Origin of the sequence: Flavobacterium sp. H4147 (assembly GCF_029360735.1) — a bacterium.
GTDB lineage: Bacteria > Bacteroidota > Bacteroidia > Flavobacteriales > Flavobacteriaceae > Flavobacterium > Flavobacterium endoglycinae.
Window position 1 is genome coordinate 506,745 of the sequence record NZ_JARKNB010000004.1, and the last position, 21,192, is coordinate 527,936.

Below are 21,192 nucleotides of genomic sequence, written 5' to 3' on the forward strand. Positions count from 1 at the left end.
AGAATCTGGATTTTTACGTATATTCATCTATAACGAAGACGCTAATATACGTACTTTTTTTAAAGTAAATTCCAAGATTAAAAAATCCTTAGAAAAGTAAATTCCAATTTTTGAAATTCCAAATTCCAAAAATTGGAATTTACTTAAGAATAGGGATGTTGAAAGTAATCCTAGTTCCCTCTTCAGGAATAGAATTTATAAATACTTGACCGTTCATATATTGAATTCTTTCTTTCATAAACAAAAATCCCATTCCAGATTCGCTGTTGTGTTTTTTGTTGACGGAATTGATGTCGAAACCTTTTCCATTATCTTCTACAATAATACTCAAAAACGTATCGCTGTGTGAAAGATGTAGACTAATATGCGATGATTCTGCATATTTGATGGCGTTGTTAATCGCCTCTTGCGCAAGACGATAAATGTTGATTTCGATTAAAGAATCTAAACGTTGGTCAAAATTGGTTTTGTTGTAGAAAAGGATTTCTTTTCCGGTTAATTTGGATAGTTTTTGAGTGAGTTTAGAAAGAGAAGAAGCTATTCCGTTATCGCTTAATTCTGGAGGCATTAGGTTGAAAATTGCTGTGCGAACGCCTTTTATAATATCCGAAGAAAGAGTCTTTAAATACTCAATTTTTTGTTCCGATTTTTCTCTGTCATCCAGATTGATGCTTTCTAAAATGAATTTTAATCCCGTAAGCATCTGGCCTATTCCGTCGTGAATTTCTCTAGAAATTCGGTTTTGTTCGTTTTCTTGATTTTCAACAATTTTGCTTGAAATTATCTTTTGCTGATTGATTTTTTCAGTTATAGATTCTAGCTTCAAACGTTTAATTTCTCGTTCTGCTTTTTTGTATTCTGTGATGTTACAACATACGATCAAAAGTTCCAATTCTTTTTTTTCGATCATTACAGGAACCATCGATAAATCGAGCCAGATTTCTTTTTCTTCTTTATTTACAATCTTGATTTCGCCCTGCCAGCCGCTGCTCTGTTTTTCGAAAATCAAACGATCGAAATTAAGCTGTTCTTTTTCATTGGAAGTAAGAACTTCAGAGAATTTTTTATTAGATGAAAATTCGGTATAATTTAAAAGTTTGGCAAATTTTTCTCCCATATGAACGATAGAACCATTTGGAGAAATTCGGCAATACAATAAAGCGTTTTCCATCGCATAATTGAGTTTTAATTCTTTGGCTGAATGTTCTTTTATATCGATTAATGCTTCTCGATCACATCTCTTCATTTAAATCTTTTTACAATCCCAAAGAAGCTTTTATAAGATTTAAATTTTCTTCAGAGTAATTGATTTTTAAAGCTTCCTGATGCCCTTTGTCTGACATTTTATCCCAAGTTTTCTTGATGATGTTTTTTAGCTTTTCTTCATCATGTTTGTGAACGAAAGGCTCTAAGTAATATTCTAAAAACACTAGACAAATCACATCTTCTAATAATTGGGTTTCGGCATCTTTTTTAAGCAGTTTTTTTTCAATTAAAAAGGTAACACGATCAATGAAAATTTGTTCGTATCCAGCCTTCTCTAATATTGCAGCAGTAGTTTTGGCGTGAAATTTTTTGAGTTCTTCTCTCCATTTTAAATAACCAACGCGATCCATCGGATAGGATTCGCGGGCAATTTTCCAACGACAGATATGCTGCGCTTTTGAAGCAATCTGAATTTCTTCTGAAGCATTTGGTTCAAACTGCATTAGTTTTTTATACATCCTATTCGAATACAATAATTCTTTTGGATATTCAGTATTGTGGTCTAATTCGATGTTTGGATCCTGAGCGTTTTCAGCATCAATCCATTCACTTGCTTTTTGAAAAGGTGTACTCATTTTTTTTGGGTTGGATAATAGATTTTCAAAGATACGTAATTAAGTAGGAAGGTGGATAAAGAGATGGAAGAAGAAAAGATGAAAGAAGAAAGAGGCAAGATTGAAATAGTGAAAAAAATTATATCTGAAAAATTATGTTTACTTTCTAATCTTTCTTCTTTCATCTTTCTTCTTAAAAAGGTCTAATTTACAATCCCCACAAAACTTCGCCTTCTACAATTTAATTAGATTTATATTTAGTGCGGGTTTGAATGAATTTCGCTTAATTAGTTTTTAAATTTGAAAGAATTCTAAATAAACGTTTCAAAAAAAATCGTAAATTCATAAGAATTTTATAGCTATTTTACAAAAAGAGCATTTTAAACTTAAATCTCATGAAAAAAGTACTTTCAATATTGTTGTTATCATTCTTAGTCTTGGGATGCAAAACGGCAGCAAACAAAGATTCTGTTGCAACTTCGACAACAAGTTCTACAGAAGAAGATTTAAAATATTATTTTAAAGGAACCGGAAATGAACCTTTTTGGGGAATCAAAATAGGGAATGAAGAAATTGTTTTTACATCATTAATTCCAGGGAAAGAAAAAATCTCTTTTCCATCTGTTGAAGCTATTAGGACAATGGATGCTAATGTGAAAATGTATAAGGTAAGTAACGAAACCACTTCGGCAACTATTACAATACAACAGTTAGATTGTCAGGATTCGATGTCTGGTGCGATTTCGCCGTATAGTGTAAAAGTCGAAATTAAAAATAATTCGGAATTAGAAGCGAAAAAATTAAGCGGTTGTGGAAAATATCTAACGGATTATCGATTACACGATATTTGGGTTTTGGAAGAACTTAACGGTTATAAGGTTTTTGCAACCGATTTTCAAAAGGAATTCCCAAGAATTGAGATTAATTCAACAGAAAATCAGTTTATGGGATATGGCGGTTGTAATTCAATAACGGGACAAATCTTTTTTGAAAAAGATCTCCTTCGTTTTACAAAAGTAGTTTCCACATTAATGGCTTGTCCGCAAGGAAATAAAGAGGGCGAATTTTTGAAAGCTTTACAAAGCACAACAACATATTCTATAGGAAATAATCAATTGACTTTGTCGAATCCTTCAGGGAAATTGGTTGTTTTTAAGAAGGTGGATTAAAAGTTTTGTTTATTTTGTTTCAGGTTTAAAGTTTCAAGTTGCTGTTGTCATTTCGACTGAAAGGAGAAATCACACTAGTTTGTCGACAAAGATTGAAAATATTCTTTGCGGAGTTTCGAGTGTGATTCCTCGTTCCTCGGAATGACAAAACTTGATCTTTTACTCAAACAATTCCTTAGGTTCTTCATCATTTTCCGGTTCTTCTCCCTCAATAAAATCCAATTCCAAAGCTCTTACACTTTGAACTGCATTTCCGGCAATACCGCGAATCGAACCGTACATTCCTAAAGTATTATGAACTACTTTTTCGATTTGTTTTTCTCTTTGTTTCCAAATTCTCTGCATGGCTCTTTTTTCAGAATCCAGATCGCTTTGCATTTGGGTGAAACCTTCTACAATTCCCTCAATCTGCAAACGGAATTCGTTGCTCGTTAAGAAATCATACAACATCGACATTTTGTCGCCTTTGTTTTCTTGCGCTTGAACCGCTTGATTAATTTGAATTAAAGACTGACGCAAAACCGCACTTAAACCTTTAAATTCTTCGTATGTACAAATCCAAATTCCGTCTCGCATTCCCATTCGGTCCATTCCCGAAGGCATTACTTCGGTAACCAAAACTCCAATATTGGCTCTTTTGGTTCGAATATCGTTTTTGAATTTCTCAATCCAAGATGGCTGAAACGCTTTGGTTCTTTTACTTTCGTAATAAATAGAACCGCAATTTTGATGTTCTCTTGTATTAACCACTTGAAGACAGTCGGCACCGTTGGCTCCTTTTTTAACTTCGTCAATACTGTCAAGCGGGAAATTGTTGGCCAGCCATTCTTCAATTGCTAATTCCATTACTTCGCCTTGCAATTGCATCGAACCTTGTTCTTGTTTGCGTTTCATTTCTTCAGTCAGCTTTTTTTGTTCTTCCAGCTGTTTCTGAAGTTCTTTGAATTTCAGTTCGTTTTTATCGTCTTCCTGTTTTCTGATTTTTTCACGTTCCAAAGCCAATTGAGCGTTTAACTGCTTTTCGGCTTCGGCCTGAATGGCTTCTTTCATTTCCAGTTTTTCGCGCTGTAATTTTGCGATTTCACCTTCCATTTTATTCAATTCCCTAATTTTTTCAGACTTTTCAGAGAGTTCCTTTTCCATGAGTAGTAAACGATCTCTGTTTTCTTCTTCCAATTTGGCTTTTAATTTTTCTGAAATTTCTTTTTCAGCTGTCTTTTTCTCGCGCTCCAAACGTTCAGCAAAAAGTTCGTTTTCCTGTTTTTTCTTCGCTTCAAATTCGGATTTGGCTTTTTCCAATTGTTCGTTTTTAAGCTCCAATTCACGGTTTTGAATATTTGCTTTTTGTTGAAATTCTTTACGGATGCTATCTTCCAATTGATGCTTTAAAACATCATTGACATCGATAGGAGTTCCGCAGTTTGGACACTGAATTGAAGATTGTTCAGCCATTTTGTATTGATTTTTATGGAATGGAATTATAATTTGCTAAGGTATTTAAAAGTTCTCTTTTTCTGATGTGGATTTCTGTACTAAATTGTAACGAATTTTTGTTATAGATAGCCACGAATTCACGAATTTATTTTGAAAACTTTGCGCATAGATTTTAAAAAAATAAATTCGTGAATTCGTAGCTATTTTTCCGCTAACAAAAAGGCAACAGCAGATTGCGTGATTTCAGAATGATCGTCTTTTGAAGTTATTATGGATACATTTGTATATAAATTAACTTTTTTCAATTCGATAAAAGCAATTTCTGAATCCTGATTGTTTTTCGCAATGTTTGACGGAACAATCGAAATTCCCAATCCATTTTTGACCAATTGCACTATTGAATTGATATTATTGGCTTCGTGAATAATCTTCGGCGTGAAGCCATAAAAAGCGCAAAGTTCCAGCAAAACTTCATGATAATGCGGCGCGTAATCCTTATTGAAAAAAACAAACGTTTCATCTTTTAATTTTAAAATATCATTTTCCGATTTTATCTGAAAAGCGTTTTTATTATAAACCAATGAAAATCCGTCTTTAAACCATAAATGTGATTTTATTTTTGGCGAATGAATGGGCGATCTAATAATTCCCATTTCGATTTTTCCTTGTTCTAAAGCGTCGATTTGTTTGGTGGTGGAAATTTCGAAAAGTTTGAAATTGACGTAAGGAAATTGTGCTTTCAGATGTTTTATTAAATCGGAAATAATAGAAGAATAAATCGAACTGATATAAGCAATTCTGAATTCGCCCGAAACGTTCTCTGCAATCTTTTTTGTTTTGGATGAAATGCGATCTAGATTCTGAAAAATTGCGGTAATTTCTTCTTTAAAATACTTTCCTGCTTCGGTAAGTTCTACTTTTTTATTGTTTCTGATGAAAAGTTTGGCGTTAAGTTCTTCTTCCAGTTCCGCTATTTGCCGGCTTAACGGCGGCTGAGAAATGAATAGTTTTTCTGAAGCTTTAGTAAAATTTAGTTCTTCAGCTACAGCTAAGAAATATTTTAGATGACGTAATTCCATGATACTTTTAAAGTATTATTAATTGATAAAAATAGTATTTTTAAAGTATTTATGAAAGAAGTAGTTTTGAAAAAATAAAATATTTCTCTCGCAGATTTAAACAGATTTAGCAGATTATTAATTTTTAGATAAATCATCTTAATCATAATAATACCCGATCATATAATAGCAAAAAGATTCGCCCAATCTGCTTGATCTGCGGGAGATTAAAAAAGAAAAAAATAAGTTTCTCGCAGATTTAACAAATTTAAGCTGATCAAATCAGATTTTTTTATTTGAATCGTCAAGAATAAAAAAGAGAATCATTTTAAATCTGCGTTAATCTATTTTAGATCTGCGTGAAAATTTTAAAAAAAAATAAAAAACCATGAAAAAATCAACCATCGAAGAAATCAAAGAACGATTTGACAATGATGTCGAACGATTTTCAAATTTAGAAACAGGACAGGTGGCTACAATCGACGCTACTATTTCTTTAGAATTAATAACGGAAGCTTCAAAACGAATTGTTCCGAATGCCAAAAACGTTTTGGATGTGGGCTGTGGCGCAGGAAATTACACTTTGATGATGTTGTCTAAAGTGCCGAATTTAAACTGCGCTTTAGTTGATTTGAGTTTGCCAATGTTGGATCGTGCTTTTGAACGGGTTTCGGCAGTAACAAATGGAAAAGTAGAAATAAAACAAGGTGATATTCGTGAGGTAGCTTTAGAAGAAGAAAGTTTTGATATTATTTTGGCGGGTGCTGTTTTACATCATTTACGTGATGATAACGATTGGGAAACGACTTTCACTAAATTATTCAAATTATTGAAACCAGGCGGCTGTTTGATGATTTCAGATTTAATCACACAAGATACTGATTTGTTGAATGAATATACATGGCAGCGTTATGGCGAATATTTGGAAGGAATAGGAGGGGCAGAGTATCGCCAAAAGGTTTTGGATTACATTGAAAAAGAAGATTCTCCGAGATCGATGAATTACCAGTTAGATTTGATGAAAAAAGTAGGTTTTTCAAAAGTCGAAATTTTACACAAAAACATGTGTTTCGGAGCTTTTGGAGGAATTAAGTAGTTTTTATAGCCACGAATTCACGAATTTATTTTTTTACAATCTTTGCGTAAAGATTTTAAATTAATTCGTGAATTCGTGGCGGAAAAATCTACGCTTCAATCGGCATCGGATATTTGTTTCTTAGATCGAAAACTAATTCTGAAGGGCCATTTTTCTGTAGGTAATCTAATTTTTCTACAGCCTCTTCCATGGTTGGAATTTGACCTTTTGGAATCCACCACATGGCTGTATGTGCTTTTCCGAATTTATGAAACCATTCTTTTCGGCGTCTTAAAAATTCGCTGTGAAACGTTTTGTACATATAATGTTCTAAAGTTTCGATGCTTTCCCAAACCGATACATTGATGATAATCTGCTCATCGTTGTACGGATTCAGACTTGTGGCATTGTAACTGTTGGTATCGTCTTTTAATCTCCAGACAAAACCTTCGCTTTCTTCTGCTAAAGTGTTTACAGCATCTAAATTATCTACAAATTCTTTCATTATTGGGTCGTTAATATCGACTCCTTTCATTTTGGCAACATTAATTTCTGCAAGATGATAATGACTCATATTTTATTTTTGTGAATGAGAGGCAATTTAGCTTTTTTCTGAATATTATGTAGGATTTTTTTTCTGCCACGAATTCACGAATTATTTTTTTAAAATCTATGCGTAAAGTATTTAAAATTAATTCGTGAATTGCTTCGCCTGTTTGCTATCGCTCGGGTCGTGGCGGAAAACTTTACAGAATCTGAGCGGTTTTATATACTTGAATTGGTGTTGAAACCAATGTTTCAGTTTGTTTAATGAAATCTTGCAGGTAAGACTGGTTGTTATGTAAATCTAAACCGGGTTGGTCTTTCCATTCTTCCCAAAGAATAAAAACATTTTCTGAAGTGTGTAAATCGTAACGAATGCATGCGGCTTCTTTTCTAGTTTCGGTTACTAGATGCGTCAGCATGTTTTGAACTTCAATTAAATGCTCTGGTTTGCTTTTTAAAATTGCGGTAATTGAGATCATAATTATAAGTTTTTGAAAGTTTCTTCTAAATGTTTTGTGTAATTCTCTTTAAAGATAACGATATTTTCTGGTGTTGCGCCTTTTTCAACATCATGGAAATGAAATCCGTTTATGCGTTCCATTCCTGTGAATTTGTTCATTTTATGAAAACCAAACATTACGCCATCATCAACAGAAGTTTCGTCGAAGAATTCACCAGAAAGTGTAAAAGCCGTTGCTGGTGCGTTCCAGCTTGTGGTAAGCATGTACTTGCGTCCGTGTAGAAGTCCGCCAGTTCCGTAGTTGATATCTGGGTTTACACGGCTTCTTCCGTCGCTTTTGTAAATTCCGTTGTTGTGCCCCTGTGTAAAAACATCATCGATGTATTTTTTAAAAAGGTTTGGCAATTGAAACCACCAAACTGGTGTATGATAGATAATTAAATCTGCCCAAACGAATTTTTCTACTTCTTTTTGAAGGTCAATTTCGTCTTCTACATGAGTGGTTTTGATTTCGTAATTGTTGTTTTTAGATAAAAATTCTACTGTCCAGTCCTGAACGGTTTTGTTGAATTTTCCTCCTGAATGTGCGAATTTTTGTCCGCCGTTAATTATAAATATCTTTTTCATTTTAATTGTTCTTATGAAAACGGATGTGTGAGGGATAGAGGCGGTATCCTTTTGCGAAATGAAATGGAGCAAAAGATATAGCCGAAAGCCCAGTTCGCCGCGGCGAACACACCCAAATTATTTTTATGTTTTAAGTTTTGAGATTTTTTAAACACATAGAAACATAGGTTTTTCTTTTTTGGAAAGGAAGTTGAAAGAAACTAGTTTCTAACACATAGCTATGTGTGATTATGAAAGTGAAACGCCTTTGTAAACAAAGGGGATCTATGTTTCTATGTGTTTAAATATTTATTTTATTTTAGAAATTGCCTGATTGATGAATTCCAATTCTGAAGCTGATAAATCGAAATCCATTGTTTTGGCGTTTGAAATGGCTTGTTCTGCGTTTCTTGCTCCTGCTAAAACTATTGCAATTCCTTTTTGTAAAGAGGTCCAGCGTAAAACTAATTGTGATAAACTTGCTTCTTTGGCATGTGCTAAAGAGGTTAATTCTTCGACTAAAGTTTTTACTTTTTGAAGATCGAATTGACCGAAATAACCGTTTCTATGGTCGTTTTCTTTTAGTTTGCTGTCTGTGAAATATTTTCCAGTTAATAAACCTCTTTCCATTGGACTGTAAGCAATGATTCCGATGTTTTCAGCTACAGTGAAAGGAATTAGTTCGTCTTCAATTTTGCGGTTCAGCATGCTGTATGCCACTTGATTTGAAGCGATTTGAACTGTTTTTTGCGCTTCTTGAATTTGTGCAACGTTGTAATTACTTACTCCGAAAGCTCTAATTTTTCCTTGCTGAATTAAGCTTTCTGCTGCTTCCATTGTTTCAGAAATCGGAGTAGTAGAATCAGGCCAGTGAATTTGAAGTAAATCAATATAATCGGTTTGAAGACGTTTTAGGCTTTCCTCAACTTCTTTAATTACATTTGCTTTTGATGAATATTTGTAAATCGGAACTTTTTTACCGTTGTCATCAGCATCAAAAAAGAAATCGCCTTTTCCGTTGTTGCTTCCGTCCCAAACCAAACCAAATTTGGTAAGCAATTGAATTTTAGAGCGATCTTGACTTTTAATGGCTTCTCCAATCATTTCTTCGCTTAAACCAAATCCGTAAAAAGGAGCAGTGTCAATTGTAGTTACACCGTGGTCAATTGAAGCGTGGATGGAGTCGATTGAATCCTTCTTTTCTGTTCCACCCCACATAGTTCCACCAATCGCAAAAGCACCGTAAGTAATGGTTGATAATTCCAATTCTGAGCTGCCTAATTTTCTATATTCCATGATAGTGATTTTTTCTGTTTAAAATTGATGAGGCAAAATTATACTGTTTTTAAGATTCTTATTTGGTATATATTTGTCTTTTTTAGGTATATTTGCATCTTCAAATAAATAGAATTATGAAAAAAGAAAACTTATATGAGCCGTTTACAGTTTCTTTTGAAACGCTTAGTGAATATCCGGATGTGGGAGATCGTCATAATTTTTTCGAATTAGTTTATATTCTGGAAGGAACAGGAAGACAGTGTATTAACAAAAATATTTTTGAATATGATCCGGGGCATTTGTTTTTATTGACGCCTGAGGATTGTCATAATTTCACGATTGAAACGGAAACGAAATTCTTCTTTTTAAGGTTCAATGATATTTATTTGAAAAATTCGAGTCTGCAGAATGAAAATATTCAGCGCTTGGAATATATTCTTCAAAATGCCAATCACCAGCCGGGCTGTATCTTAAAAAACGATCCTGATAAATGTTTGGTAAAAGTGATGATTGAAGCGATTTGTCGTGAACATCAGGATAAAGATGTGTATAATCAGGAATTGATTCAGCAGTTGGTCAATACGCTGATTATTATTGTGGCGAGAAATATTGCGAAATATCTGCCGGAACAAGTAACGATAAATACGGAAGCTAAAGCAATGGATATTCTGCAATATATTCAAAACAATATTTACTACCCTGAAAAAATTAAGGCGGAATCGATCAGCGATTATTTCGGGATTTCGAATACGTATTTAGGACGATATTTTAAGAAACATGCGAGCGAAACGATGCAGCAATACATCAGCAATTATAAAACAAAACTGATTGAACATCGTTTGCAATTCAGTGATAAGCGTATTAATGAAATTGCTTATGAGTTTGGTTTTACGGATGAAAGCCACTTTAATAAATTCTTTAAAAAACAAAAAGGAAATAGTCCGTCTGAGTTTAGAAAGACAGTTCGATTGAGTGCTTAGTTTTTTTTAGCCACGAATTCACGAATTTATTTGTACACAATAAGAGTAGTAAATGATTAATTTCACGAATAGTTAGCTATATTATTTAAGCGGATTTTAAATAGATTAAAAAGAGAAAAAATAAATCTGCTAAATCTACGAGCGAAAAAAATAAAAAATCGGTAAAAAATTCGCGTTTTCGCAAAGCGAATCTGTTTTATCCGCCTGCTTTTTTTAGATAATCTTTTTAATTACCCGAAGTTTGTGAGTGTGTTTGTTTAATTCGGGATTGTAAATTCCGGTGTGGTCCAAACGGTCAATGCGGACTTTTCCACTTGCGTGAATGATGTAATTATTGTCCATAATGATACCTACATGGGTAATATTTCCTTCATCATTATCAAAGAAAGCCAAATCGCCTGGTTCACATTCTTCAATAAAACTTAACGGATCTCCTTCAAGTGCCTGCTGTGATGCATCGCGATGAATTTTATAACCGTTTAACTTATAAACCATCTGGGTGAAACCAGAGCAATCAATACCAAAAGGTGTTTTTCCACCCCATAAATAAGGAGCATTCAAATACATAAAAGCCGTTTTGATTAAGCTACTTTTAGGTTTTGTACCGCTGGTTTTGGTGCCTTCGAAATCAAAGTTTGAAATATTAATTTCGTTATTGTTTAAAAACGATAAGGAAGCCCCAAGCGGAATTGGAAGTAATAAATTATTAGGAGCTGTGATATAATCGATTAAGTCGGCATTTAAAATAATTGCTTCTTTGCTTAAAAGATTAAACTGCTCTTTGGTAATTTCCTGAATTTGTTTAGAATCAATCCAGCCTTCGTAATCATCAAATTGAATTCTGATTTTAGCCCATTGATTATGGCGTTCTAAAATTTCAACATGTTCGCCAAATAAAAGCTGTGTGACAATTTCACTTCTATCGCTGGCTTCGGCTCGAACGGGTACTATGGCTAAATTGCAAATTCCAAACATCTAAGGAAATTTATTAGTTGAAAATCAGGAGCTATAGGTATAACTCCTGATTTTTTAAGATATTGTTTTAAGCTCTTTCGATAACAATTGCTGATGCACCACCACCGCCATTGCAAATGGCAGCAGCTCCTGTTTTTGCATTGTTTTGTTCTAAAACATTCAGTAAAGTTACGATAATACGTGCTCCAGAAGCTCCAAGAGGATGTCCTAAAGAAACTGCACCACCGTTTACGTTTACCTTATCGTTATCAAGGTTTAATATTTTTGCATTGGCTAATCCAACAACAGAGAAAGCTTCATTGAATTCGAAGAAATCTACGTCTGAGATTGAAATTCCTGCTTTGTCTAACGCTTTTGGTAACGCTTTTGCTGGACTTGTTGTAAACCATTTTGGTTCTTGTGCAGCATCTGCATAGCCTTTTATGTAAGCTAGAGGTTTTAGCCCTAAAGCGCTTGCTTTTTCTTCAGACATTAAAACTAAAGCAGCAGCTCCGTCATTGATTGTTGAAGCGTTTGCAGCAGTTACGGTTCCGTCTTTTGTAAAAACAGGATTTAAAGACGGAATTTTATCTAATTTTACATTAGTGTATTCTTCGTCTTTAGAAAAAATGATTGGTTCACCACGTCTTTGGGGTACTTCAACAGGAACCACTTCGTTGTCGAATTTTCCAGCGTCCCAAGCTTTTGCACTTCTTTCATACGATTGAATGGCGAAAGCGTCTTGTTCTTCACGGCTGATTTTGTATTCAGATGCACATAAGTCAGCGCAAACTCCCATTGCGTTGTTGTCGTAAGCATCTGTCAAACCATCTTTCTGCATTCCGTCAAGCATAGTTGCTGGACCAAATTTGTTTCCGGCACGCATTTGTACATAGTGAGGAATTAAGCTCATGCTTTCCATTCCGCCCGCTACTACAATTTCAGCGTCGCCGCATGCGATTGCTTGTGCAGCGAACATTACAGCTTTCATTCCAGAGGCACAGACTTTGTTTACTGTTGTGGCAGCAACTTCTTCTGATAATCCGGCGAATAATGCAGCTTGGCGTGCTGGTGCTTGTCCAACTCCGGCCTGAATTACATTCCCCATGAAAACTTCATCCACTAATTTTGGGTCTAGGTTAATTTTTGAAAGGGCTCCTTTTATAGCAGCAGCGCCTAATTTTGGTGCAGGTACAGTAGATAACCCGCCCATGAAACTTCCGATAGGTGTTCTAACGGCAGAAACGATAACAACTCTTTTGTTCATTTTCTGTTTAATAATAGTTAGTAAGCAAATTTACTGTTTATTTGAATAAATTCAAATTTTGTGTTGAATAGGGTAGATTTTAAATTTAAGGTGAAATTTTTGTTAATTCTATTCGTTTGATTGTGAAGCGTTTTAAAAAAAAGATGCAAAAAAGTTTAAAAAAAGCGCAAAAATAGTTGTGAGAAATAGAATGTTGTTATACATTTGCAACCGCAAAACGGGAAGCAATTCCTTGAGCAAGGAGAGGTGCCAGAGCGGTAATGGAGCAGATTGCTAATCTGTCGACGGGTAACCGTCGCCAGGGTTCGAGTCCCTGTCTCTCCGCTTAAATTTTGCCTCGGGGTGTAGCGTAGCCCGGTTATCGCGCCTGCTTTGGGAGCAGGAGGCCGCAGGTTCGAATCCTGCCACCCCGACTACACTGAAATAATGGTCGCATAGCTCAGCTGGATAGAGCACCTGCCTTCTAAGCAGGCGGTCGAAGGTTCGAATCCTTCTGCGATCACAAAAAGCCACTCAATTTGAGTGGCTTTTTTGTTTTTACGCGATCTAGCTCTTTTTTATTATTTAATTGAGTTTAGAATTGTATTTTTATAGTAACTTTTCTAATACCACAAATCAATGGAATCTCTTATATTAAAATATAAAAGTTTAGGAATTACTGATGTATTGCATTACGAGAAATTCAATTTGATTTCTATAAGCCACCATTCGACAAAAATTGAAGGGTCTACTTTAACAGAATTGGAAACCCAAATTCTGTTAGATAATGGTTTAACTCCCAAAGGAAAACCTATTAATGATACTTTGATGGTGACAGATCATTTTAAAGCACTCCATTTTATTATTGATAAAGCTAAAAACCAAGTTTCTATTACTACAGATTTGGTTAAAGAAATTAATTCTTACGTCATGAAAAGTACTGGAGGTATTTACAATACTATTTTAGGAGAAGTAGATGCCAGTAAAGGAATGTTTAGAAAAGGAAATGTTACCGCAGGAGTTTCTTATTTTCCCAATTATGATAAGGTTGAGAGATTAACTGATGAATTGACTAAATTTATCAATGCTAAAATGAATGATAATTTGACGATTGATGAAAAATTGTATTTATCATTTGATGCACATTTTAATCTAGTAAGTATTCATCCATTTTATGATGGTAATGGAAGAACGTCAAGATTACTTATGAATTATATTCAAGCTTTTTACGATCTGCCACTCGCCATTGTGAACAGTGAAGATAAACAAGAATATATCCAAGCGTTAATTGATACTCGAAAAGAAGATAATATTCAGATTTTTAGAGATTTTATGAGAAATCAATATGAGCGATACCTTTTAAACGAAATCAAAAAGTTTGAAGATGGTTTTTCATCAAATTCAAATAAAGGATTTAGTTTTCTTTTTTGAGGGACTTTTCTAATTTAGTTTTTAAACAACTTCATCTTTTTGCTGCTGCCCAGAAAATAGAATTTCGAATCAGAGTAGTGTAAGCTTCGTTTTCAAATAATTCGGGAGCGTGTCCCATAAAAATATAGACATTTTTGGAGGTAAAATGATCATTTGTCCACACTACAGGATGATCGCCCATTTTTATCTTTGAATCCGGTTCATAAGTCGATTCATCTACTGAAGCCAAAACCTGAACATTCTCTCGCGGACTTTTGTCATAGGTATACCATTCTTCTTTTTGAACCAGAAAATCTGCGGGAATACCTTTCATAACAGGGTGAAGTTTATCTTCTACATGAACTTTCGCACCTGCAAAATCGGGAATGTAATTGACAAATCGAATACCGCCCATAAAATCAGAAAACCATTTCCACATTGGATACCCATCAAATTCTCCCAATAAAGTGGCATGATGCAATCCAACCCATCCGCCTTTTCCGCTGTACATATAATTTTGAAAAGCCTGCATCGATTCTTCGCTCCAAGTATAAGGAGGATAATCCATTTGTATAAAAACCTGATATTGCTTTAAAAGTTTTTCATTTATAGTTTTGGTGTTTTCGATATAATCAATTGTAAAACTGCTGTCGGCAGCGAGTTTGTTCAGCCACGGTTTTGCCGCTTTCGTAAAAGCTAAATGGTGTCCGCCATTTTCGTATAAAACTAAAGCTTTAAAGCGTGATTTTTTTGTTTTTTGAGCCAGACTGTCTGCCGGCGAAAAACAGTTTAAAAACAGTAAAGAAACTAGCAGTATTAAATTTTTCATGTAATTGTTTTTTAAACATTTCAAATTACGGTTCAACAGTTGCTGTAATGGCTTGTAAAAACCAAGCCGAATGTGGAATCCATTGTTCTGTCCAGCGCCATTCATCATTTCCTTCTACATCCATCTTAAAATCAATTCCTGAACCATCTGGATTTCCTTCTTTTCCAGTAACTCCATTTGAAATACCTCCTTTTTCGGAGCCATGTCCGTAATTAGAATGCATGTAAGGAACGTTTTTTTCTCCAAATTCATACATAAAACACACCGAATACGGATTACAGCCTAAAATCCAAGAAAGCTGCTGCGAAGCAAATAGGTCCAGTGATTTTTTGGTGCTGTCGTTCTTTTTGAAAGATAATACTTTTGGACCTTCAACGGCTGCAGTCGAAAGAGAAGCTAATCGGGCGTTTTCGCCCTGCCACCACCAGCCGGTTTCATTTTCATGCGGAATAAAAAATCCATCTTTAATTTTGCCTTGAAATAAAAAGCTTTGTCTCGCATATCCAAACGGATTGCTGACATTGTTTGTAACGGCTAAATTATAATCTAAAGCTTTTTTGATAACCATTGTAGCGGCGTTTCTTTCTTTGGTGTCCGTTTCTTTTTTCAAATAACGGGTTAAAGCCACTACAGGTAAACCGGCATCTGCGGCATGCCAAAACGGACGATTGCCATCATTGCTTTTAAACCAGCCTTTATCAGTCATTCTGTTTTCGAGTTTGTGTGCCCATTTTCGAGATTCTTCTTTGTAGAAATTATCATTCGTGGCGATCCATAATTCGGTTGCTCCCATTAAGGCACAATATTCGTCGATGATGTTTTCTTTTCCGTCATCGTCATATTTGGTGTTGTATTTTAAAAGATGGGCATAAGCACGTTTGGCTCCGTCGAGATATTGCTGAGAGGTAAATTCGCCGTTTTTCTTCCATTGTGAAATTCGGGCAAGAGCCGCAATTGCCATTCCTGCGCCTTCGCGAAAAGCACTCTGATATTCATCTGTAGTTACGCTGTTGGCATGCAGTCCCACAATTCTTCGAGCCGCGGGATTTTTATCAAAATAGCTAAACACAATCATATAAAAATAATCTTCATCAGATAAACAACGCATCATGTAATCAGCGCCCCAAAGCGCTTCGTTATCTAATGAATCTTTTATGTTCCATTGTACGAGTTTTTTCGAAATGGTTTCAGAAGTATTAATAAGCGACCAAGTTACCAAAGGGGTCTGCTGCGGCGATACAAAATTGGCATACGCGAGATGCGAAAAGTATTTGCTTACATCACCAGATGCATCGCACCATCCGCCACGTACATCGACTTTTTTTGTGCTTCCGTACAAAAGAATGTTTTTATCAGCTTCAAGTTCTTCGGGTGTGTTGGCTCTTTGTTTGTTGTAATAATGTACAATCGAAGAAATAGTTCGTTTTGCCAATATATTATCTTCAATAGAAAAAGTGGCTGAACTATAAGTTTGATTGGCAATTTTTATTGTGATTTTGTAATTTCCGGGTGTTTGGAAAGATGAAAAATCGGCTTTGAAAAATAATTTTCCAGGCTTCCATTCGTCTATACTTTCGGGAGAACCAACGGCAGCGTTAAAAACAGCTTTTTGAGATGAAATATCAATAATATCAAAACTTGTGTTAGGCAGTTTGCTATCATATTCTATTAGAGCTATTTTGGGACTTTTTGGATCGAAACCAATTTGATTGACATAAATAGAAGGCTGACTATACGCAAATACAGAAATTAAAAAAACTACTGCCAGAAATTTTAATGGTGTACCGGTTTTTACCATAGTTTGTTTTTTAGAAATAAGAGAATGAAATAATGGTTTTTAAAAAGCAAATTACAAAAAAGTAAAAGTTTAGATCATTTTATAAATCAAACTAAAAAATGAAAGTGATTATAGAAAAGGCTTGTTTTTGCTGAGGTTTGATGAAAATAAACGATCAAAATGATGTGTATTTGATGGGATTTTAGGACCTAAAAATGTACTAGAAAAGTGCTCGCAAATTTTTTACGAATTGAGTAAAATAGTGTAACTTAGTGTAAATACTAAAATTTTAATACCAATTTAATCTATAAAAATGCACTCTAGATACCTTATACTCTTTATTATTTTTTTTTCAATTAAAGTAAATTCCCAAATTATAGAAGAAAAGAAAAACTTCCGCGCGGCAGATTCATTATTAAAAGAAAACAGCTTTTCGGTTCATCGTGACAATTACTTTTTAACAGGAGTTCCAATAAATACGGATATTACCCGAAATACTGCCGACGTAAAATACCAAGTTAGTTTTAAACTTCGATTGACTTCAAAACCTTTGTTTGGCAGTTTTTTCCCTTATTTGTTATACACACAAAAAGCGTTTTGGGATATTTATGCCAGTTCAAAACCTTTTTCGGAAATTAATTTTAATCCCGGTGCTGCTATTGTTCGTCCGTTTTATTTAAAAGGCGGACGACTTACGTATGCTGCGATTTCATTTGAACACGAATCAAACGGAAGAGATTCTATTTATTCCAGAACTTGGAATATGCTGGCGTTTTCATTAAAATCTCAGGTCTCGCCAAGATGGACTGTGGGTATAAGAGGATGGGTGCCGCTGGTTGATAAAGATGATAATCCCGGATTGACTCAATACGTTGGTTATGGAGAAGCCAGTGCGAGTTATTTAATACAACCCGGACGCTGGAGCGCCGATGTACTTTTTAGAAAAGGAAGTGGACTTATTAATTACGGATCGCTGCAGACACAGCTAAACTGGCGACCGTATCGAAATGAGAATTATTATGTCACGCTTCAATGGTTTGTGGGCTACACCGAAAGTTTAATTGACTATAAAGAACATAAAAGCATGATCCGGTTAGGATTTACAATCAAGCCTGAAAATATGGGGATTTTTTAAAAGCTGTTAATAAGTGGTAATAAATTTTCTCTCTTTCCATTTTTTAAATGGATGACATCGAATTTTTTGGTCGATGAAAATGAGCCAATATCACTATCGCTATTAATTAAAACTGCACCAACAAGAATAATGTATCGGCAGTTGTATTGGGTTGCCGATACTAATTCTTCGATTCTTTTATCGATGGATTCATAAATAATTTCAGTGGTTTCATAAAGGGGAATTTCAGCATTCAGGATTTTATCTTTCTGATGGTAAAGAATCTGTTCGATGGTGTTCATCTGGTAATCCATTTCGGTAATATGACCAGGCAGAATGTCGTTATTCTGAAGTTTACTTAAAGCGCCATGAGCTGCACCGCAACAGCTTGAAGCGTGCATTTGCCCAAAACGGTTGATTTCTCCAATTTTGCCTTCTTTCGAAATACCAATGTGTGGACCATAATAAATGAAAACTGCGCCATCATCTGGAACATGACTTGCAAATGCCTGCATTCCGGTTAATCCAGTAAATGGAAATCCATCTAAACCTCCCATTTTAAAAGGGCCGAGAAATTCATTTGCTCTTACAGGATATTGTATGCTGTTTACATCGTCGCTGCAAATACTGTCTGCATACATAATTTGTCCGGGTTCGAGATCTAGTTTTTCTTCAACGTAATCGATTATTTTATTAATGAAGTCAATAGTAGTTAAAGCATTAGGATAGTATTTTCTAATGATTTCTAGTTTTTCTCTTTTTTTCATTTTAAGAAATTTGAATTTTCCGTTTCAGGCAGATGGTAGATTTTACGGAATAGTAAAGTTATGAAATTCTGATATTTTATTTTAAAGAATAAGTGTTTATCTCAAAACAGGGATTGGTTTACTCATTTTTAATGGTTATAGTTTTACTTCTAATGGTTTGCTTATGTGAGTTTTAACTTTTTTTTATTAAATTTGATAGTACAATTTCTAGCCAATACGATTATGGAAAAATTAAAACGCCCGGTTTATTCCAAAGCTGGTTCAGATGATTTTTTTAAGAAGATGCGCACAGAAGTCAACGAAACTGTTTTGCAAAACGAATCACTCTATCGTTTAAACGTTGTAAAATCTATAGGTCTATTGGTTTTGTATTTTGCGTTTTATGGCTGTATTTTATTTTTCGGCAATACTACTTCTCTTTTGTATTTGTTTTATGTTTTGTGTGGTTTTACCATGATTGTGCTTTTTATAAATGCCTTTCATGATGCGGCTCACGGAGCATTGTTTAAAAAAGCAAAGCATAACGAATGGTTTTTGTATGTGCTGGAACTTTTTGGGAGCAATCACTGGCTTTGGATGCGCCGTCATATTAATCTGCATCATGCGTACCCAAATGTACAAGACTGGGATATCGATATTAAACAAAGCAATATCATTCGTATTTTTCCTAACAGTCCGTTATTTAGTTATCATAAATACCAGCATATTTATATGTGGTTTATTTACCCGCTTTACAGCTTGAACTGGATTTATATTCGGGATTTTAAGGATTTCTTCGGAACTAAAAATAATTATGTGAAGAAGGTTGTCGATACAATTCCGAAGAGGCAAATTTTTCTATTGTTCACGGCTAAAATTATCAATCTTTTTTATATCCTTTTTATCCCAATGTTTTTTCTCAATCAGCCTTGGTATATTGTTTTAGGAGGCTGGTTTGCGATGCACCTATGCGGAAGTGTTCTTGGAGTTGTAGCTTTGGTATCTACTCACGTTGATGAAGATGCTCAATTTCCGGGAACGGATGAAGAAGGAAATCTTTCAGCAACTTGGGCCGTGCATCAAATGATTGTGACCAAAGATTTTAGCACCAATAGTAAATTGGCGAATTTTTTATATGGCGGTTTTACGCATCATGTGGCACATCATCTTTTTCCGGGAGTAGGACATACGTATTATCCGTACATAACACCGATTATAATGCGTTATGCTGAAGAATATGATCTTCCGTATACTTCATATCCTTTTTATCATGCCGTACGTTCCCATTTTAGAATGTTGAAAGGCAAAGGAGTTAAAGAAAATATTTTAATGACGGGTGAAATTTGAGGTTCAAATCCCTCCATGGTCATAAGATATTTTTATTTCCCTCTTTCAAATAGTAATGACGAAAATGTCCTAACTCCAGTTCTAATGCATTCTTCATCGACTTCAAAATTTGGAGCATGATTTATAGCGATGATTCCTTTCTGGAAATTAGAACCTCCAAGGAGAAAATAAACGCCAGGGATTTTTTGCTGAAAATAAGCGAAATCATCATTAAAATAAGGAACTTGTCCGTAATCTGGAACAACAAATCCTTTTCCGAAGATTTTATCTAAAATATTTATAGAAGTCTTTGTTAAGTTTGGATGATTTAAAACAGTTAGATTTTCTTTTATAAACGAAACAGAAAGCAATTTTGAACCATAATTATTGTCTGTAATTACATTTTCAACAGTTGGAATAATATTTTTCAATCGTGTTGCATCGGTTTCATAGATTTCTGCATTTACACGAAAAGTATCATTTTTAGAATAACTTCTGAAATTTTCTTCAGTAATTAAATAGTCTTTAAATATGGTGTTTGGATTCGTTAATCCAATTTTAGGATCTAAAATAGATTGAATTTCCCAAGGGTTACTATCATTAATAGTTCTAACCAAAGACTTGCGGATTTTGGCAGAAAGATCTTTTACTTCTTCGTTCGATAATGCAGTTTTAAATTGTATTCCTATTTCTTTTTGGTAAGCAAACATTTCGTTTGGTTTTACCATTATTTGTCCAGTTGGTAAAGCCGTTACATGAAGCGCAAAAATCTCATCGATTTTAAATTTTGAAAAAATCTCATTTTCGACCATTTTTTTAGCTCCAATAAAGGTCTCTTCTTCTGGTTGAAAAATAAAGTAAACCGTACCATGAAGTGACTTTTTATTTTTTACTAAAACTTCTGCAATTCCTAGTGCAATTGCCATGTGCACATCGTGTCCACAACCGTGCTGAACGCCTTTTGTTTTGGATTTAAAACTAGATTTATCAGGAAAATCATTTGGAAGAGCATCCATATCGGCTCTCCAAGCTATTCTTTTTCCTTTTTTGGCACCTTCCAAAATACCTACAACGCCATAACCATAAATATCGGTTTCAACCTTAAGACCTAAATCAATTAATTGTTTTTTTATGATTTCCTGCGTTCTTTTTTCTTTTCCGGCAAGTTCTGGGGTCTCATGAAAATCCCTTCTAATTCCAACGAGCTTGTCGAAAATTTTATCTGTTTCAAGCTGAATAGATTTTTGAGTTTCGATTTCACTTTTGTTGTTCTGTGCGACTATACTCGACATGAAAAGTGAATTAAGAAAAAGTAACGCTAATATGGTTTGTTTGTTCATTTTATATTTTGTTAAAAAACAGAT

Annotated in this window: 20 protein-coding genes and 3 tRNA genes; 9 read left to right on the plus strand and 14 right to left on the minus strand. The window is 34.5% G+C overall.

Features of this window, described 5'->3' with window-relative positions; translation table 11 throughout:
• Positions 1-139 precede the first annotated feature (139 nt).
• The gene (locus tag P2W75_RS19605; protein ID WP_276381768.1) at positions 140-1,246 is read right to left on the minus strand and encodes an ATP-binding protein; all 1,107 of its coding nucleotides are present in this window, start codon (positions 1,244-1,246) and stop codon (positions 140-142) included.
• Between the two features lie 10 nt (positions 1,247-1,256).
• Entirely contained in the window at positions 1,257-1,841 is a 585-nt protein-coding gene (locus P2W75_RS19610; protein ID WP_276381769.1) for a DUF4202 domain-containing protein, read from the minus strand.
• A 374-nt stretch (positions 1,842-2,215) separates the two neighbouring features.
• On the opposite strand from P2W75_RS19610, the gene P2W75_RS19615 reads away from it, so the two are divergent.
• A complete protein-coding gene (locus tag P2W75_RS19615) occupies positions 2,216-2,989 on the plus strand; it encodes an META domain-containing protein (RefSeq protein WP_276381770.1) in 774 nt (257 codons plus the stop codon).
• Between the two features lie 159 nt (positions 2,990-3,148).
• On the opposite strand, the gene P2W75_RS19620 is transcribed toward P2W75_RS19615, so the two are convergent.
• Together P2W75_RS19620 and P2W75_RS19625 are read right to left on the minus strand one after the other, a co-directional pair.
• Positions 3,149-4,441: a DUF2130 domain-containing protein gene (locus P2W75_RS19620; RefSeq protein ID WP_276381771.1), complete on the minus strand. Its 1,293-nt coding sequence runs from the start codon at positions 4,439-4,441 to the stop codon at positions 3,149-3,151.
• 182 nt (positions 4,442-4,623) lie between these two features.
• Positions 4,624-5,502, minus strand: coding sequence for a LysR family transcriptional regulator (locus tag P2W75_RS19625; protein WP_276381772.1), 879 nt, complete (start codon positions 5,500-5,502; stop codon positions 4,624-4,626).
• Positions 5,503-5,869: 367 nt separating this feature from the next.
• Here P2W75_RS19625 and P2W75_RS19630 point away from each other — a divergent pair, with 367 nt between their 5' ends.
• A complete protein-coding gene (locus P2W75_RS19630; RefSeq protein WP_276381773.1) occupies positions 5,870-6,577 on the plus strand; it encodes a class I SAM-dependent methyltransferase in 708 nt (235 codons plus the stop codon).
• Positions 6,578-6,665: 88 nt separating this feature from the next.
• Here the strand turns inward: P2W75_RS19630 and P2W75_RS19635 are convergent, their stop codons facing one another.
• From P2W75_RS19635 to P2W75_RS19650, 4 genes are all read right to left on the minus strand, one after another.
• Complete coding sequence (locus P2W75_RS19635) at positions 6,666-7,130, minus strand: DUF3291 domain-containing protein (RefSeq protein WP_276381774.1); 465 nt, start codon at positions 7,128-7,130, stop codon at positions 6,666-6,668.
• A 172-nt stretch (positions 7,131-7,302) separates the two neighbouring features.
• Entirely contained in the window at positions 7,303-7,581 is a 279-nt protein-coding gene (locus tag P2W75_RS19640; RefSeq protein WP_276381775.1) for a putative quinol monooxygenase, read from the minus strand.
• 2 nt (positions 7,582-7,583) lie between these two features.
• Complete coding sequence (locus tag P2W75_RS19645; protein ID WP_276381776.1) at positions 7,584-8,189, minus strand: NAD(P)H-dependent oxidoreductase; 606 nt, start codon at positions 8,187-8,189, stop codon at positions 7,584-7,586.
• A gap of 288 nt (positions 8,190-8,477) precedes the next feature.
• Positions 8,478-9,464 carry an aldo/keto reductase gene (locus P2W75_RS19650; protein WP_276381777.1) on the minus strand — a complete coding sequence of 329 codons (987 nt, stop codon included), beginning with the start codon at positions 9,462-9,464 and terminating at the stop codon, positions 8,478-8,480.
• Between the two features lie 116 nt (positions 9,465-9,580).
• On the opposite strand from P2W75_RS19650, the gene P2W75_RS19655 reads away from it, so the two are divergent.
• On the plus strand, positions 9,581-10,426 hold the full coding sequence (locus P2W75_RS19655) for an AraC family transcriptional regulator (protein ID WP_276381778.1): 846 nt from the start codon (positions 9,581-9,583) through the stop codon (positions 10,424-10,426).
• 213 nt (positions 10,427-10,639) lie between these two features.
• Here the strand turns inward: P2W75_RS19655 and P2W75_RS19660 are convergent, their stop codons facing one another.
• On the minus strand, positions 10,640-11,401 hold the full coding sequence (locus P2W75_RS19660) for a C40 family peptidase (RefSeq protein ID WP_276381779.1): 762 nt from the start codon (positions 11,399-11,401) through the stop codon (positions 10,640-10,642).
• A 67-nt stretch (positions 11,402-11,468) separates the two neighbouring features.
• Entirely contained in the window at positions 11,469-12,647 is a 1,179-nt protein-coding gene (locus tag P2W75_RS19665; protein ID WP_276381780.1) for an acetyl-CoA C-acyltransferase, read from the minus strand.
• Positions 12,648-12,887: 240 nt separating this feature from the next.
• On the opposite strand from P2W75_RS19665, the gene P2W75_RS19670 reads away from it, so the two are divergent.
• The 4 genes from P2W75_RS19670 to P2W75_RS19685 all read left to right on the plus strand — a co-directional run bounded on the left by P2W75_RS19670 (position 12,888) and on the right by P2W75_RS19685 (position 14,057).
• Positions 12,888-12,971 (plus strand) — tRNA-Ser (locus tag P2W75_RS19670).
• Between the two features lie 14 nt (positions 12,972-12,985).
• Positions 12,986-13,060, plus strand: a tRNA-Pro gene (locus tag P2W75_RS19675).
• Between the two features lie 15 nt (positions 13,061-13,075).
• Positions 13,076-13,149, plus strand: a tRNA-Arg gene (locus P2W75_RS19680).
• A 116-nt stretch (positions 13,150-13,265) separates the two neighbouring features.
• A complete protein-coding gene (locus P2W75_RS19685; RefSeq protein ID WP_276381781.1) occupies positions 13,266-14,057 on the plus strand; it encodes a Fic family protein in 792 nt (263 codons plus the stop codon).
• Between the two features lie 31 nt (positions 14,058-14,088).
• On the opposite strand, the gene P2W75_RS19690 is transcribed toward P2W75_RS19685, so the two are convergent.
• A complete protein-coding gene (locus P2W75_RS19690) occupies positions 14,089-14,865 on the minus strand; it encodes a ThuA domain-containing protein (protein WP_276381782.1) in 777 nt (258 codons plus the stop codon).
• 25 nt (positions 14,866-14,890) lie between these two features.
• A complete protein-coding gene (locus P2W75_RS19695) occupies positions 14,891-16,663 on the minus strand; it encodes a glycoside hydrolase family 9 protein (RefSeq protein ID WP_276381783.1) in 1,773 nt (590 codons plus the stop codon).
• Positions 16,664-16,955: 292 nt separating this feature from the next.
• On the opposite strand from P2W75_RS19695, the gene P2W75_RS19700 reads away from it, so the two are divergent.
• Positions 16,956-17,777: a phospholipase A gene (locus tag P2W75_RS19700; protein ID WP_276381784.1), complete on the plus strand. Its 822-nt coding sequence runs from the start codon at positions 16,956-16,958 to the stop codon at positions 17,775-17,777.
• On the opposite strand, the gene P2W75_RS19705 is transcribed toward P2W75_RS19700, so the two are convergent.
• Entirely contained in the window at positions 17,774-18,523 is a 750-nt protein-coding gene (locus P2W75_RS19705; RefSeq protein WP_276381785.1) for a hypothetical protein, read from the minus strand. The two genes, P2W75_RS19700 and P2W75_RS19705, sit on opposite strands and share 4 nt — an antisense overlap.
• A gap of 222 nt (positions 18,524-18,745) precedes the next feature.
• Here P2W75_RS19705 and P2W75_RS19710 point away from each other — a divergent pair, with 222 nt between their 5' ends.
• A complete protein-coding gene (locus P2W75_RS19710; protein ID WP_276381786.1) occupies positions 18,746-19,849 on the plus strand; it encodes a fatty acid desaturase in 1,104 nt (367 codons plus the stop codon).
• Between the two features lie 32 nt (positions 19,850-19,881).
• Here P2W75_RS19710 and P2W75_RS19715 read toward each other — a convergent pair whose 3' ends face one another.
• The gene (locus tag P2W75_RS19715; RefSeq protein ID WP_276381787.1) at positions 19,882-21,120 is read right to left on the minus strand and encodes a M20 family metallopeptidase; all 1,239 of its coding nucleotides are present in this window, start codon (positions 21,118-21,120) and stop codon (positions 19,882-19,884) included.
• Positions 21,121-21,192 lie beyond the last annotated feature (72 nt).